The organism is Microbacterium sp. BWT-B31, from assembly GCF_041379855.1.
In the GTDB taxonomy this organism is placed as follows: domain Bacteria; phylum Actinomycetota; class Actinomycetes; order Actinomycetales; family Microbacteriaceae; genus Microbacterium.
Map to the genome: position 1 here is coordinate 49,311 of NZ_JBFECU010000012.1, position 13,882 is coordinate 63,192.

The window sequence follows — 13,882 nt, forward strand, 5'->3', positions numbered from 1 at the left end:
ATCTCCTCACGGATGGGATCGGGCAGGGGGTCACGCCGTTCCCCACGGGAACAGCAGCCAGACAAAGACGGCGGATGCCACGACGAACGCGGCGACGAAGACCGCGTCGCGCGCCCGCCAGGGCAGCAGGTGGCGCTCGGTGCGGTCGCGGTGGGCGCCGAAGGCGCGGGCATCCATCGCCAGGGCCACCCGCTCGGCATGCCGGATCGCACCCGCCAGCAGTGGCACGATGTAGCCGGACCACCGGGCGACCGCCGCGAACGGGCCGCGCCCGCCGTGGGCTCCGCGCACGCGATGGGCCTGCCGGATGACGTCGAGCTCGTAGCCGAACCGCGGCACGAACCGGAACGCGGCCAGCGCGGTGTAGCCGATGCGGTACGGCACCCGCAGGTGCTGCACGCTCGCGCGCACGAGATCGGGGCCGGTCGTCGACAGTCCCGCGATCAGCGCGAGCGCGAGGATCGCGGCGATGCGCAGGCCCGTCGCGAAGCCGATCTCGAGCGCACCCTCGTACAGCACCCACCCGCCGAGGCGCAACACCGGCTCGGTGTGCGACACGCGGCCCGCGTCGGTCCACAGCGCGAAGCCGAAGCCGATCAGCACCGTCGCGACCGGGATGAGCACGAGCAGTCCTGCGAGCCGCCGCGTGAGGCGAACACCGACCAGCAGCACCGCGTACGACAGCGCCAGGAACGCAAGTGGCGTCGCGAGATCGCGCACGAACACGAGCACGACCATCGCAGGCAGCGGGGCGAACAGCTTCGCGAGGGGGTTGAGGTCGTACAGGAACCGCACCGGGGAGTGCGGTGCGATGCCCGCGTACGGGTCGAACGTCGCCGCCGAGGTCACGGCGGCGACAACGGGTGCGCTCACGTCGCACCCCCGGGGAGGTCGGCCAGGCGGGCGATGCCGGCCAGTTCCGGATGCGACACCAGGCCGCCGAACGCACGGCTGAGCGGCGGCGGACGCAGCCCCGCGCGTTCGATGAGGGCGGCGTCGGCGAACAGGTCGCCCGTCGGGCCCTGCGCCAGGATCCGGCCGTCGTGCACGATCACGGCACGGTCGGCGTACTCGGCCACGAGCTGCATGTCGTGCGTGACGACGACGATCGTCGTGCCCTCGGCGTTGAGCTCGCGCAACAGCGACAGCAGTTCGTCGGCGCGGGCGCGGTCCTGCCCGAACGTCGGCTCGTCGAGCACGAGCAGCGCGGCCCCGCCGTCGAGGGCCGCCCCCGCGAGCGCGGTGCCCACCGACAGCCGGCGCTTCTGCCCGCCCGAGAGCAGGAACGGATGGGTCTGCGCCTTGTGCTCGAGACCGAAGCGCGCAAGCAGGGCCTCGGTGCGCGAGCGCACCTCTTCGTCGGGCAGATGCCGCCGGCGCAGGCCGTGGGCGAGCTCGTCGAAGACCGTGTGGGCGATGAACTGGTGCTCGGGGTTCTGGAACACGAACCCGACGTGCGACGACAGGGTGCGGGCATCCGTGCGTGCGACGTCGAGGCGGTGCCCTGAGCCCGTCGAAGGGTCTCCGATGCGCACCGTGCCGCGCGGGGGCCGCACGACACCGGCGATCGCCTGCGCGAGGCTCGTCTTGCCGGCGCCGTTCGCGCCGATGACGGCGAGGAACTCCCCGGCCCGGATGTCGAGATCGACGTCGTGGAGCACCTCGGCGCGCCCGCGGCGCAGGGTGAGGCCGCGCACCTCGACGAGGGGCTGCGCGCGGGCGTGGGGCGCCGTCTCGTCTCGTTGCGCCCGCGGGGCGACCCGCGGGCCGGCGACGGTGTCGGAGCCCGGGTGCGGGCCGTCGAGCACCGAGCGCGGCGAACAGGCGAAACGATGACGCGAAGCCCGGGGGGATGCCTGCGCCGGGGCATCCGTCACCGCATCGCTCTCGAGAGCGGCGTGCAGTTCGCCGGGTGTGAGCGGAAGCGGGTCGAGCGGGTATCCCGCCCGACGCAGGCGCAGCGCGGCCAGGGCCGACATCGGCAGCCACACGCCGAGGGAGTGGAGTTCTTCGGCGCGGGCGCGCAGCACGTCATCGACTGTGCCGTCGATCACCAGCGCGCCGTCGTGGTCGAGCACGAGCACGCGGTCGACGAACCCGATCGCCGCGTCGAGGTTGTGCTCGATGAGCACGATCGCGCGGTCGCCCTCGGCGACGAGCTCGGCGAGGGCCGCGTAGACCTCTTCGATGCCTCGCGGGTCGAGGTTCGCGGTGGGCTCGTCGAGCACGAGCAGGGGCGAGCCCATCGCGAGCGCGCAGGCGATCGCGAGCCGCTGGCGGCCGCCGCCGGACAGCCGGTCGGGGTTCTCGGCACGCCGCTCCCACAGGCCCACGCGGCGCAGCGCCGACTCGGCGCGGGCGAGCACGTCGGCGACGGGCAGGCGCAGGTTCTCGGGGCCGAAGGCGACCTCGTCCAGGAGCGTCCCGGTCACGAGCTGGGCGTCCGGGTCCTGGAACACCATCGCGACCCGGGTGCTCAGCTGCGCGACGTCGGTGTCGGCGGTGTCGAGGCCGCCGACCTCGACGCGACCGCCGAGCGTGGCCGGCACGGCGTGCGGGATGAGTCCGTTGAGCGCGAGCGCGAGGGTCGACTTGCCCGAGCCGCTCGGCCCGAGCAGCAGCACGACCTCGCCCGGCCGCACGTCGAACGTCGCGCGCGAGGGGGTCGGCGTCGGGGCGCCTTCGTGCGTGATCGACAGGTTCCGCACGCGCAGCAGGGGCTCGCGCACCTGGCCGCTGCGGGGCTCGGCCGCGGGCGCGACGCCGGGGACGGGCGCGGGGACGGTCACGGCGGGCTCCTTGAGGAAAGGTGAGGATTACCTAACCCGGCAACACTAACCCACGCGCCGGGAGCGCCGCGAGAGTCCGGCTCAGGGCCGGGCGCGTCCGACCCCCGCGCGGCGCAGACCCGCGCCGATGCCGAGGCCGACGGCCGTCCACGCCACGGGGCCGAGCACAGACAGCACGAGGTACGCGACCTGGGCCGCCGGCGGCAGCATCGACAGGTGCGCGGCGAAGAAGACGACGACCGCGACCACGATGCCGATCACGACGCCCGAGATGAAGTAGCGCCACGGCTGCCAGACGCGGTAGCGGGTCGCGGCCGCGACGAGCTCTTGGATGCCGCCGAACAGCACCGCGGTGCCGAGGAACCGCAGCGCCCACTGCGGGGCGATTGCGCTGGAGACGAGGGCGGCCAGCACGTGGGATATCAGGGCGACCCACGGCAGGCGGATGAGCTCCTGCGAGATGATGCCGGGAAGCACGTGCGCGCCGAGCACGAAGCCGTACACGATCGGGATCGTGGCCAGCACGGCGGGTGTGACCCAGCCTGCGAGACCGCCGAGCGCTCCCGTCGCGACCGCGATCGCCGCGCACGTGAGCAGAGTGCTCGTCGAGAGCACGGATCCTCGGGCCATACGCCGATCCTAGCGACGCACCCCGGCGTCCCCGCGGTCGCCCTTCACGGGGCTCGCCCGGTGAATTAGCATCGAACTCGTTCCGGCGTCGCAAGAACGGGGAACTCGATGGTGCGCTCTTCACTGCGGGCAGCGGCGACCGTGACGGTCGCGGCACTGCTTCTCGGTGGCGCCTCGACGTTCGCGGGACCGGCGGTGGCAGAGCAGGCCCCGGCGGTCGCGGCATCCGATCGCTACATCGTGGTCCTGGGCGATGCGCCCCTGGCGTCGTACGACGGCGGCACCGGAAGCTACAGCCCCACCCGGCCCGTCGAGGGCGCCTCGCTCGACGTGCGCTCGCGGCAGGCCGAGGCGTACGGGGCGTTCCTCGCGGAGCGCCGGCGCGCGGTCGCCGCCTCGGCCGGCGCCGAGCCGACGGCCGAGTACGCCGTGGTGCTCAACGGGTTCAGCGCGGCGCTGTCGCCGCAGCAGGTGGCGCGACTGTCGGGCGACGCGGGCGTCGAGGGCGTGTACCCCGACCGGATCCTGCACGTCGCGTCCGCGCCGTCGGCCGACGCGGCCGCCCGCAGCGGCACAGCGCTCGCGCGGCAGGCGGTGACCGCTCCGGATGCCGCGGGCGCGGGCGTCGTCGTCGGGATCGTCGATTCCGGCATCGACCCGGAGCACCCGTCGTTCGCGGGCGAGCCGCTCGGCGCCGAAGCGGGGGCGGAGCCGTACCTCGAAGGCGACACGGTCGTGTTCGAGAAGGGCGACGGCGGCACATTCCGCAGCAGCCGCGTCGGAGGCGAGGAGTGGTCCTCGGCCGCGTACTCGACCACGCTGGTCGGGGCGCGGTACTTCGCAGACGGCGCGACGGCGGCCGGGTTCGGGTTCGGCGCGGAACACCTCTCACCCCGCGACTCGTCCGGCCACGGGTCGCACACGGCGAGCATCGCCGCCGGTCGCGCGGGCGTCGAGGCGACGCTCGGCGAGGTCGGCCTCGGCCCGATCGCGGGCATCGCCCCGGCGGCGCGGATCGCCGTGTACAAGGCATGCTGGGACGGCCCCGATCCGCGCGCGACCGTCGATGACGTGTGCGCGACGAGCGACCTGCTCTCGGCCGTCGACGCGGCAGTGGGCGACGGCGTCGACGTGATCGAGTTCGCGGTCGCCGGCGACGCGCCTCCCGCCGCAGGCTCGCCCCTCGACCTGGCGTTCCGGCACGCGGCCACCGCGGGCGTGTTCGTCGCCGTCGGAGCGGGCGGCGCCGGCCCGGGCGCGTCGACCGCCGCGTTCTCGGCCCCCTGGTACACGACGGTCGGCGCCGCGACGGCGCATCCGCTCGAGGGCACCGTGACGCTCGCCGGCGCCTGGCACCTCGCCGGCGCCTCGGCGTCGGTGATCGGCCGGCCCGTGCCGACGGTTCCGATCGTGTACGCGGGCGATGCCGCCGCAGCAGGGGAGACCGCCGTGAACGCGGCGCTGTGCTTCCCGGGAACGCTCGATGAGGCAGCGGTCGCGGGCGCGATCGTCGTATGCGACCGCGGCACGAACGACCGGGTCGAGAAGTCCGTCGCGGTGCGGGATGCCGGGGGCGTGGGCATGGTGCTCGTCAACGCGACCCCGAACGCGACCGAGACCGACATCTACGCGGTGCCGACCGTGCACCTGTCGGACGAGCATCGCGACGCGCTCCTGGCGTACGTGCGCGGCAACCCCGACGCGACCGCGTCGCTCTCAGAGGGAAACCTCGCCGGCACGTCGCCGCCCGGTCCGCAGCTCGCGGAGTGGTCGGGCCGCGGCCCGGCGGGCGCGGGCGGCCTGATCGGCCCGGATGTCGCAGCCCCGGGCGTCGACGTCGTGGGCGCGGCGGGGGACGAGGCATCCGGCGACCCCGCCTTCGCCTTCCGCTCGGGTACCTCGATGGCGTCGGCGTACGTCGCGGGACTTGCAGCCCTGTACCTCGACGCCACCCCGGACGCGACCCCCGGAGAGGTGAAGTCGGCCCTCATGACGACGGCGTTCGACCTCGTCGGCGCCGACGGCCTCGCCCTCGGCGACCCGTTCGCGCAAGGCGCGGGTCACGTCGATGCGACGCGGTTTCTCGACCCGGGGGTCGTCTACCGCAACGGCCCCGACGACTGGGCGCCTTTCGTCGAGGGCCGGCGGCAGGGCGATCCCGGCGAGGCCAATCTCGCCGCGGTCGTGGTCGGCGACCTGCCCGCGACCAAGACCGTCACCCGCACGCTGACCGCCACGCGCGAAGGCATCTACACCGCGACGGCGAGCATTCCGGGCGTCGAGGTCATCGTCTCGCCCGCCGGCCTGCAGTTCACCGCGCCCGGCGAGACCCGCACCTTCACGATCGCCTTCACCGGTGCCGGAGCGCCGCCCGGCGTATGGGCGACCGGGCTGCTGGAGTGGACGGGACTGGACGGAACGGTCGTGCGCTCGCCGCTCGCGGTCAAGCCCGCGGGCGCCACGACGCCGGACTCGGTGCGCGGCGAGGGGATCGACGGCAGCACGCCCATCACGATCACCCCCGGGGTGAGCGGTGAGCTGCCGGTGAGCCTCGCGGGCCTGGCCCCCGAGACCCTGCTGGTCGACCCCGCGCACACCGTCGCAGGCCACTCCGGCGACCAGGACTCGGGCGACGCCGACGGCCAGACCTCGTGGGTGGTCGAGGTCGCGCCCGGAACGTCCCTGGCGCGATGGACGCTCGACGCGACGGATCGGGAACGCCTCGGCCTGCGCGTCTACCAGGTGACCGGCCCGCAGGATCCGCGTTTCACCCAGCGGTGGCTGCCCGACACCGACGCCGGCCGCGAACGCGTCACGATCGACCGCCCGGCGCCGGGCTGGTACCGCGTGGTCGTGAGCACGCGCTCCTCGGCCGGACCCCTGACATGGGATCTCACGCAGGCGATCGTCGCGGCGGGCGGCGAAGGCGCGCTCGCCGTGTCACCGGTTCCGCTCGGCGTCGACAGCGGCGTCGAGCAGACCCTCTCGGTCTCGTGGTCGGGGCTCAAGCCCGGCACCGCCTACCTCGGTGTGGTGCGGTTCGCCGACTCCGCCGCGCGCACCCTCGTCGAGGTCGCCGCGGGCGCGGCGCCGCCCGCCGCGGCGGTCGCGCCGAAGCTCAAGGGCACGCCGAAGCTCGGAGAACGGCTCACCGCCGACCCCGGCAGGTGGCATCCGGGTGACGTGAAGACCACGTTCCAGTGGCTGCGCGACGGCGAACCGATCCCCGGCGCGACCAGGCCCTTCCGCACGGTGACCGCCGCGGACGTCGGCACGGCCCTGTCGGTGCGGGTGACCGCGACGCGCGCGGGCAACATGAACCCCGGATCGGCTGAGACCGCCGCGCTCTTCGTGAAGCACTCCTCGACGACGATCGTCACCATGGACCGCTACTCCGGCACCGCGTCCGACTCGTACGCCGTCACGGTGCGAGTGGTCTCCACGCCTGCGCCAGAGGCCGCCGACGCGACGCCCGGAGCCTTCGGGCACGTGGGCCCAGCCTCGACCGGCCCTGTCCCCGACGGCACGGTCGATGTGCGGGTCGGCGAACGGCAGTACACCGGCACCCTCGCGGGCGGGGTCGTCACCTTCCACCTGCCCAGGCAGGCCGCCGGCACCCATGACGTGACCGCCCAGTACCGCGGCTCGGCGACGGTCGAGGCATCCGTCGGCTTCTCGGCCTTCGTCGTGAAGTGAGCCGCGCGGCGCGGCCGGGACCTCGCTACAGGCGCCGGCGACGCGCGACGAGCCGCACCGTCGGCATGGGCGGCGCGGGCACGCGTTCATCGCCGTGGCCGACGACATGGCCGAACCGGGGGCTGTCCGCCTCCCACTGCTCGCGCGCCTCGACGACTTCGTCGTGCGAGCGGGCGACGAAGTTCCACCACATCACGATCTCGCTCTCGAAGGGCTCGCCGCCGAGCAGGAACACCGTCGCATCGGAGTCCGCCGACAGCACGACCTCGTCGCGGCGCGTGCCGAGGTAGAGCAGATGCGGAGGGGCGAGGGTCGGGGCCGGGCCCTCGCGCCCCAGGGCCGAGGGCCGCTCCGCGTCGATGACGACCTCGCCCTCGATGCCCACCAGCGCGTGCTCCCAGTCGGCGCGCAGCGGCACGCGCACGCGCGAGCCGGCCGCGAGCTGCAGTTCGGCGCCGACGATCGGGGTGTGCACCTGTGCCGGTGACCGGATGCCGGCGAACTGGCCGACCACGACGGTCGCGTGGCCGGCCTGGCCGTCGAGTGCGTCCACGGCGACGGCGGGAAGGTTCTCGTGCCGTTCGAACGCCGGCGCCCCGTGGCGGCGGGACTCGGGGAGCGCGATCCACAGCTGCAGCGCGTCCAGCGGCGCGGGGCCCTCGCCCACCGAGTACTCGGAGTGCGCGATGCCGTGCCCGCTCGTCATGAGGTTCAGCACGCCCCGGCGCACGAGCGTGTCGCTGCCGACGGTGTCGCGGTGGCGGATCTGGCCGGTGAGCGGCCAGGTGACCGTCTGCAGGCCGATGTGCGGATGCGGCTCCACGCGCATGCGCGTCACCTGCGGTCCGAACCGGTCCAGGAAGCACCACGCGCCCACCAGCGGCAGGTCGCGTTGCGGCAGCGCCCGGTGCACCGACATCGCGCGGACCCCGCCGAGCGGGACCTCGCGCGCCTCCAGCAGGATCTCGCGCGCGCCGTCGCAGTCAGAGGGCGCTTCGGCGAAGAACGTGCTGTCGGTGTCGAGCCGGGTCATCAGTGCTCTCCGGGCACCGACCAGTCGACGTCGAGGCCCTCGACCGGGTTCTCGCGGACATAGCGGCGAACGACCGGGCAGAGCGGGACGATCCGCTCGCCTCGGCTCGCGACATCGTTCATCGCCGCGGCGATCAGCGCCGTCGAGAGCCCGCGCCCGCGGAAAGCCGGGTCGACTTCTGTGTGGGGAAAGATCAGCTCCCCATTCGGTGCGATCTCGAATTCGCTGAAGCCGCCGAGCACGTCGCCGACGTGGATCTCGTATCGGCCGGCGTCATCGTTGCGCGTGACGGTGAGCTTGTCGGTGGAGGCGGGCATCGGCATCCTTTCGTCCTTGCTCTTCAACGTACGGGGGCGCGCGTGTGTTCCGCCAGGTGCGGCGGCGCCGGATGCGCCTGGCAGACTCGGACCATGCCGCTGTCGATTCTGGACGCCGTGCCGCCGGGAGCGGATGAGGATGCCGCCTACCTCGGCTTCGTCGAGTGGGCGTCAGATCGCGGCTTCGCGCTCTACCCCGCGCAGGACGAGGCGACCATCGAGATCGTGTCGGGCGCGAACGTGGTGCTGGCGACCCCGACCGGCACCGGCAAGTCTCTCGTCGCGGTCGCCGCTCACGCGGCGTGCCTCGCGCGCGGCGGCCGCACCTACTACACGGCGCCGATCAAGGCCCTCGTGAGCGAGAAGTTCTTCGCGCTCGTCGACATCTTCGGCGCGGCGAACGTCGGCATGGTCACGGGCGACTCGTCGGTGAACCCCGATGCGCCGATCGTGTGCTGCACCGCCGAGATCCTCGCGAACCTCGCCCTGCGCGAGGGGCCCGAGGCTCGCGTCGACCAGGTCGTGATGGACGAGTTCCACTACTACGGCGATCCGGAGCGGGGCGGCGCGTGGCAGATCCCGCTGCTGCTGCTGCCGCGTGCGCAGTTCGTGCTGATGTCGGCCACGCTCGGCGACGTGACCGCGATCGCCGACGACCTCTCGCGCCGCACCGGGCGCTCCACAGCGCTCATCACCGGCGTCGAGCGCCCGGTGCCGCTGCACTTCTCGTACGAGCGCCGACCCGTGCAGGACGTGCTCGAGCGCCTGCTCGAGCAGCGCGAGGCGCCCGTGTACATCGTTCACTTCTCGCAGGCCGCGGCCCTCGAGCGCGCGCAGGCGCTCGCGTCGGTGCGCGTCGCGTCCCGCGAAGAGCGCGACGCCATCGCCGCGGCGATCGGCGGGTTCCGGTTCACGACGGGGTTCGGCAAGACCCTGTCGCGGCTCGTGCGCGCGGGCATCGGCGTGCACCACGCCGGAATGCTCCCGCGCTACCGGCGCCTGGTCGAAACGCTCGCGCAGCGGGGGCTGCTGCGCGTGATCTGCGGCACCGACACCCTCGGCGTCGGCATCAACGTTCCCATCCGCACCGTCGTGATCACGGCTCTGTCGAAGTACGACGGCACGAAGATGCGCCAGCTGAGCGCGCGCGAGTTCCACCAGGTCGCCGGTCGGGCGGGCCGCGCCGGCTACGACCCGTACGGCAACGTGGTCGTGATGGCCCCGGAGTGGGAGATCGAGAACGCCGTCGCGCTCGCCAAGGCCGGCGACGACCCCGCCAAGCGCAAGAAGATCGTGCGCAAGAAGGCCCCCACCGGGGTCGTGAACTGGGGCGAGGGGTCTTACGAGCGCCTGGTCGGGGCATCCCCCGAGCCGCTCGTCCCGCAGCTGCAGCTGACCGCAGCCATGCTCATCAACGTGATCGCACGCGGCGGCGACGTCTTCGAGAACGTCCGTTCGCTGGTCTTCGACAACCACCAGACCCGCGCGCAGCGGTACGCGCTCGCGCGCCGTGCGCTCGCGATCTTCCGCACGCTCCGCGACGCGGGCATCGTCGAGGCCGATGCCGCGGGTGGGGGCATCCGTCTCACTGTCGACCTGCAGCCGAACTTCGCGCTCAACCAGCCGCTGTCGCCGTTCGCGCTCGCCGCGATCGGGCTGCTCGACCCCGACGACACGCCCCTGCGTCTGCAGAACTCCTCCGAATCGGGCGGGTCGGGCGCCGCCCTGCCGGAATCGGACGGATCCGGTGCGGATCGAAGGAGTTCTGCAGCGGCATCCGTCGGCACCGGGCACTACGCGCTCGATGTCGTGAGCGTCATCGAGGCGACCCTCGACGACCCGCGGGCGATCCTGTCGCAGCAGGAGTACAAGGCCCGCGGCGAGGCGGTCGCCGCGATGAAGCAGGACGGCCTCGACTACGACGAGCGCATGGCGCTGCTCGAGCACGTCACGTATCCCAAGCCCCTCGCCGAACTGCTCGCGCAGGCGTTCGACACGTTCGCGTCGAGCCAGCCGTGGGTGCGCGACTTCGAGCTGTCGCCGAAGTCGGTCGTGCGCGACATGTTCGAGCGCGCGCTGTCGTTCGGCGAGTTCGTGTCGCTGTACCAGCTCGGCCGCAGCGAGGGTCTCGTGCTGCGCTACCTGTCGGACGCCTACCGCGCCGTGCGGCAGACCGTGCCAGCCGAGGCGCAGACTCCCGAGCTGGTCGACGTGATCGAGTGGCTGGGCGAGCTGGTGCGGCAGGTCGACTCGTCGCTCGTGGACGAGTGGTCGGCGCTGGTGAACCCTCTCGACGACCCGTCCGCGCCCGTGGTGCCCCCCGCGCCGCCGTCGGTGCTGACGAACCGCCGAGCATTCGCAGTGCTGGTGCGCAACGAGCTGTTCCGGCGCGTGCAGCTGGCCGCGCTGCAGCGCGACGACGAACTCGTCGAGCTCGATCCCGACGCCTCGTGGCCCGCAGCCCTCGACGCCTATTACGACGACCACGACGAGCTGCTGACAGGCGGCGCGGCCCGTTCGCCGCGGCTGGTGACGGTGGACGAGACGGATGCCGCCGCCGGCGTCTGGCGCGCCGAGCAGGTGCTCGACGACCCGGCGGGCGACCACGACTGGCGCATCCGCGCGGTCGTAGACCTGGTCGCCTCCGAAGAGGCGGGCACCGCCGTGGTGCGGGTGACCGAGGTCGTGCGGCTGTAACCGGCTGTGGGCGTCGCCGTTCGTCGCATCGTCGCGACCGCTCGTCGCATGTTCGCCCGGCGAGCGGCGGGACCGGCCTGACGGGGCATCCGGATTCCTAGCCTGTCAAGACGCAACGGTGCGTCCAAGAGGAGATCCGATGACTGCCACCTCCCCCCGCGGCTCGCAAGAAGCCGTGCTCGATGACGACGAGCCCGTGCTCGTCCAAGACCCCAGCCTTCCGCCGATCGCCGTGCCCGAACAGGAGCGCGAGCGCGAGGCGAAGTGGACCGGGCCCAAGATCGCCCTGTGGGCGGCGATCGCGCTGCTGGGCGGCGTGGCCTGGACGATGCTCGCGATCGTTCGCGGCGAGACCGTCAACGCGGTCTGGTTCGTGTTCGCGGCCGTGTGCACGTACCTGATCGGGTACCGCTTCTATTCGAAGGTGATCCAGAAGTACATCACGCGACCCGACGACCGGCGCGCGACCCCCGCCGAGTACAGGCAGGACGGCAAGGACTACGTCCCCACCGACCGTCGCGTGCTCTACGGGCACCACTTCGCCGCGATCGCCGGCGCCGGGCCGCTGGTGGGCCCGGTCCTGGCCGCGCAGATGGGGTTCCTCCCCGGAACGCTCTGGATCATCGTCGGTGTCGTGTTCGCCGGCGCCGTGCAGGACTACCTCGTGCTGTTCTTCTCGATGCGCCGCGGCGGCCGCTCGATCGGCCAGATGGCGCGCGACGAACTCGGCCGATTCGGCGGCACCGCGGCGATCATCGCGTCGCTGCTGATCATGATCATCATCGTGGCGATCCTCGCCCTGGTCGTCGTCAACGCCCTCGGTGAGAGCCCGTGGGGCGTGTTCAGCGTGTCGATGACGATCCCGATCGCGCTGTTCATGGGCTGCTACCTGCGGTGGATCCGCCCCGGGCGCATCACCGAGATCTCGATCATCGGCTTCGTGCTGCTGATCGCCGCGATCGTCGCCGGCGGCTGGGTCGCCGGCACCGACTGGGGCTACGCGGTGTTCCACCTCGACCGCACGACGATCGCGTGGGGCATCATCATCTACGGCTTCGTCGCGGCGATCCTGCCGGTGTGGCTGCTGCTGGCCCCGCGCGACTACCTGTCGACGTTCATGAAGATCGGCGTCATCGTCGTGCTCGCCGGCGCGATCGTGCTCGTGCGTCCCGAGATCAGCGTCCCCGCGTTCAGCGAGTTCGCCGGCGGCGAGCTGGGCCCGGTGTTCTCGGGTCCGATCTTCCCGTTCCTGTTCGTGACGATCGCGTGCGGAGCGCTCTCGGGCTTCCATGCGCTGATCGCTTCGGGCACGACGCCGAAGCTCGTCGAGAAGGAGCGCCAGACGCGCTTCATCGGCTACGGCGGCATGCTCATGGAGTCGTTCGTCGCGATCATGGCGCTCGTCGCGGCGATCTCGATCGACCGGGGCATCTACTTCGCGATGAACGCGTCGGCCGCCGCCACGCTCGGAACGGTCGACGGCGCCGTCGCTTTCGTCAACTCGCTCGGGCTGACAGGCGTGAACCTCACGCCCGACATGCTCACCTCGACGGCCGCCGCCGTCGGCGAAGAGAGCATCATCTCGCGCACCGGCGGCGCCCCGACGCTGGCGCTCGGACTCGCGCACATCATGCAGCAGGCCCTCGGCGGGCAGGCGCTGATGGCCTTCTGGTACCACTTCGCCATCATGTTCGAGGCGCTGTTCATCCTGACGGCGGTCGACGCGGGCACGCGCGTGGCGCGATTCATGCTGCAGGATGCCGTGGGCGCGGTCTTCCCGAAGTTCAAGGACGTCTCGTGGCGGCCCGGGGTGTGGATCTGCACGGCGATCATGGTCGCCGGCTGGGGCTACATCCTGATCCTCGGAGTGACCGACCCGCTCGGCGGCATCAACACGTTCTTCCCGCTGTTCGGCATCGCCAACCAGCTGCTGGCGGCCATCGCGCTCGCGGTGGTGATGGCGATCGTCGCCAAGCGCGGCAGGCGCACCCTCAGGTGGCTGTGGATCGTCGCGGTGCCGCTGGCATTCACCGCGGTGGTGACCATCACCGCGTCGATGTACAAGATCTTCTCGCCGGTGCCTCAGGTCGGGTACTGGGCCAACAACGCCGCCTTCCGCCAGGCGCTCGCCGACGGCAAGACGTCGTTCGGCACGGCGCCCAGCGTCGAGGCGATGGAGGCCGTCGTGCGCAACACGGCCGTGCAGGGCACGCTGTCGATCATCTTCGTGACGCTCGCGATCTTCGTCATCGTCGCCTCGGTGATCGTGACCGCCCGCGCGATCGTCAAGGGCGGAGGCGACAGCCACGAAGACCCGGCGGTGGTCTCGCGCCGCTTCGCCCCGTCGGGCTTCCTGGCCACGCGCACCGAGAAGCAGATCGAGAAGCAGTGGCAAGAGCTTCCCGAGGCCGACCGTCCGAAGGTCGGCGCCCACTGAGGGCGGCACACGCATGAACCGGACGGATGCCGCGGCCGCGCCGCACCGCGAGAGCCCCTGGGCTCTGGCGGTGCGGGCCGGTCGCGGCATCCGCTGGTATGTCACCAACCTCATGGGCGACCGCGCCTACGACACCTATGTCGCCCACCATCGTGCGCGTCACCCAGGCCAGCAGCCGCTGACGGAGCGCGCCTTCTGGAAGCAGAAGATGGACGACCAGGACCGCAATCCCGGCGCCCGCTGCTGCTGAGCGCGTCGCCGCCGCGAACCCTAGGCTCGATCG

General features: G+C 72.5%; 9 protein-coding genes. 4 read left to right on the forward strand and 5 right to left on the reverse strand.

All coding sequences use genetic code 11. The features are described from left to right. Positions 1 to 30: 30 nt before the first annotated feature. The 3 genes from AB1K54_RS12890 to AB1K54_RS12900 form a co-directional block, all read right to left on the reverse strand. Positions 31 to 873 (reverse strand): energy-coupling factor transporter transmembrane component T, encoded by an 843-nt coding sequence (locus tag AB1K54_RS12890; RefSeq protein WP_371203157.1) that lies wholly within the window; start codon positions 871 to 873, stop codon positions 31 to 33. Beyond that, on the reverse strand, positions 870 to 2,789 hold the full coding sequence (locus tag AB1K54_RS12895) for an ABC transporter ATP-binding protein (protein ID WP_371203158.1): 1,920 nt from the start codon (positions 2,787 to 2,789) through the stop codon (positions 870 to 872). The genes AB1K54_RS12890 and AB1K54_RS12895 overlap by 4 nt, the downstream gene beginning before the upstream one ends. Before the next feature lie 81 nt (positions 2,790 to 2,870). Next, positions 2,871 to 3,419, reverse strand: a complete 549-nt coding sequence (locus AB1K54_RS12900) for an ECF transporter S component (RefSeq protein WP_371203159.1) — start codon at positions 3,417 to 3,419, stop codon at positions 2,871 to 2,873. Positions 3,420 to 3,527: 108 nt separating this feature from the next. On the opposite strand from AB1K54_RS12900, the gene AB1K54_RS12905 reads away from it, so the two are divergent. Continuing rightward, a complete protein-coding gene (locus AB1K54_RS12905; RefSeq protein ID WP_371203160.1) occupies positions 3,528 to 7,115 on the forward strand; it encodes a S8 family serine peptidase in 3,588 nt (1,195 codons plus the stop codon). Between the two features lie 25 nt (positions 7,116 to 7,140). Here AB1K54_RS12905 and AB1K54_RS12910 read toward each other — a convergent pair whose 3' ends face one another. Together AB1K54_RS12910 and AB1K54_RS12915 are read right to left on the reverse strand one after the other, a co-directional pair. Continuing rightward, positions 7,141 to 8,148 carry a pirin family protein gene (locus AB1K54_RS12910; RefSeq protein WP_371203161.1) on the reverse strand — a complete coding sequence of 336 codons (1,008 nt, stop codon included), beginning with the start codon at positions 8,146 to 8,148 and terminating at the stop codon, positions 7,141 to 7,143. Beyond that, complete coding sequence (locus AB1K54_RS12915) at positions 8,148 to 8,465, reverse strand: GNAT family N-acetyltransferase (protein WP_371203162.1); 318 nt, start codon at positions 8,463 to 8,465, stop codon at positions 8,148 to 8,150. Before AB1K54_RS12915 ends, AB1K54_RS12910 begins: the two co-directional genes overlap by 1 nt. 93 nt (positions 8,466 to 8,558) lie before the next feature. On the opposite strand from AB1K54_RS12915, the gene AB1K54_RS12920 reads away from it, so the two are divergent. From AB1K54_RS12920 to AB1K54_RS12930, 3 genes are all read left to right on the forward strand, one after another. Then, positions 8,559 to 11,162, forward strand: coding sequence for a DEAD/DEAH box helicase (locus AB1K54_RS12920; RefSeq protein WP_371203163.1), 2,604 nt, complete (start codon positions 8,559 to 8,561; stop codon positions 11,160 to 11,162). 139 nt (positions 11,163 to 11,301) lie between these two features. After that, positions 11,302 to 13,599, forward strand: a complete 2,298-nt coding sequence (locus tag AB1K54_RS12925; RefSeq protein WP_371203164.1) for a carbon starvation CstA family protein — start codon at positions 11,302 to 11,304, stop codon at positions 13,597 to 13,599. A 13-nt stretch (positions 13,600 to 13,612) separates the two neighbouring features. Next, positions 13,613 to 13,849 (forward strand): YbdD/YjiX family protein, encoded by a 237-nt coding sequence (locus AB1K54_RS12930; RefSeq protein ID WP_371203165.1) that lies wholly within the window; start codon positions 13,613 to 13,615, stop codon positions 13,847 to 13,849. The last annotated feature ends 33 nt before the right edge of the window (positions 13,850 to 13,882 follow it).

What these genes read in the sequence shown, in the direction of transcription:
- AB1K54_RS12910 (WP_371203161.1), bottom strand. Translation starts at nt 8,148, where the DNA reads ATGACCCGGCTCGACACCGACAGCACGTTCTTCGCCGAAGCGCCCTCT.
- AB1K54_RS12930 (WP_371203165.1), top strand. Translation starts at nt 13,613, where the DNA reads ATGAACCGGACGGATGCCGCGGCCGCGCCGCACCGCGAGAGCCCCTGG.
- AB1K54_RS12925 (WP_371203164.1), top strand. Translation starts at nt 11,302, where the DNA reads ATGACTGCCACCTCCCCCCGCGGCTCGCAAGAAGCCGTGCTCGATGAC.
- AB1K54_RS12920 (WP_371203163.1), top strand. Translation starts at nt 8,559, where the DNA reads ATGCCGCTGTCGATTCTGGACGCCGTGCCGCCGGGAGCGGATGAGGAT.
- AB1K54_RS12900 (WP_371203159.1), bottom strand. Translation starts at nt 3,419, where the DNA reads ATGGCCCGAGGATCCGTGCTCTCGACGAGCACTCTGCTCACGTGCGCG.
- AB1K54_RS12905 (WP_371203160.1), top strand. Translation starts at nt 3,528, where the DNA reads ATGGTGCGCTCTTCACTGCGGGCAGCGGCGACCGTGACGGTCGCGGCA.
- AB1K54_RS12915 (WP_371203162.1), bottom strand. Translation starts at nt 8,465, where the DNA reads ATGCCCGCCTCCACCGACAAGCTCACCGTCACGCGCAACGATGACGCC.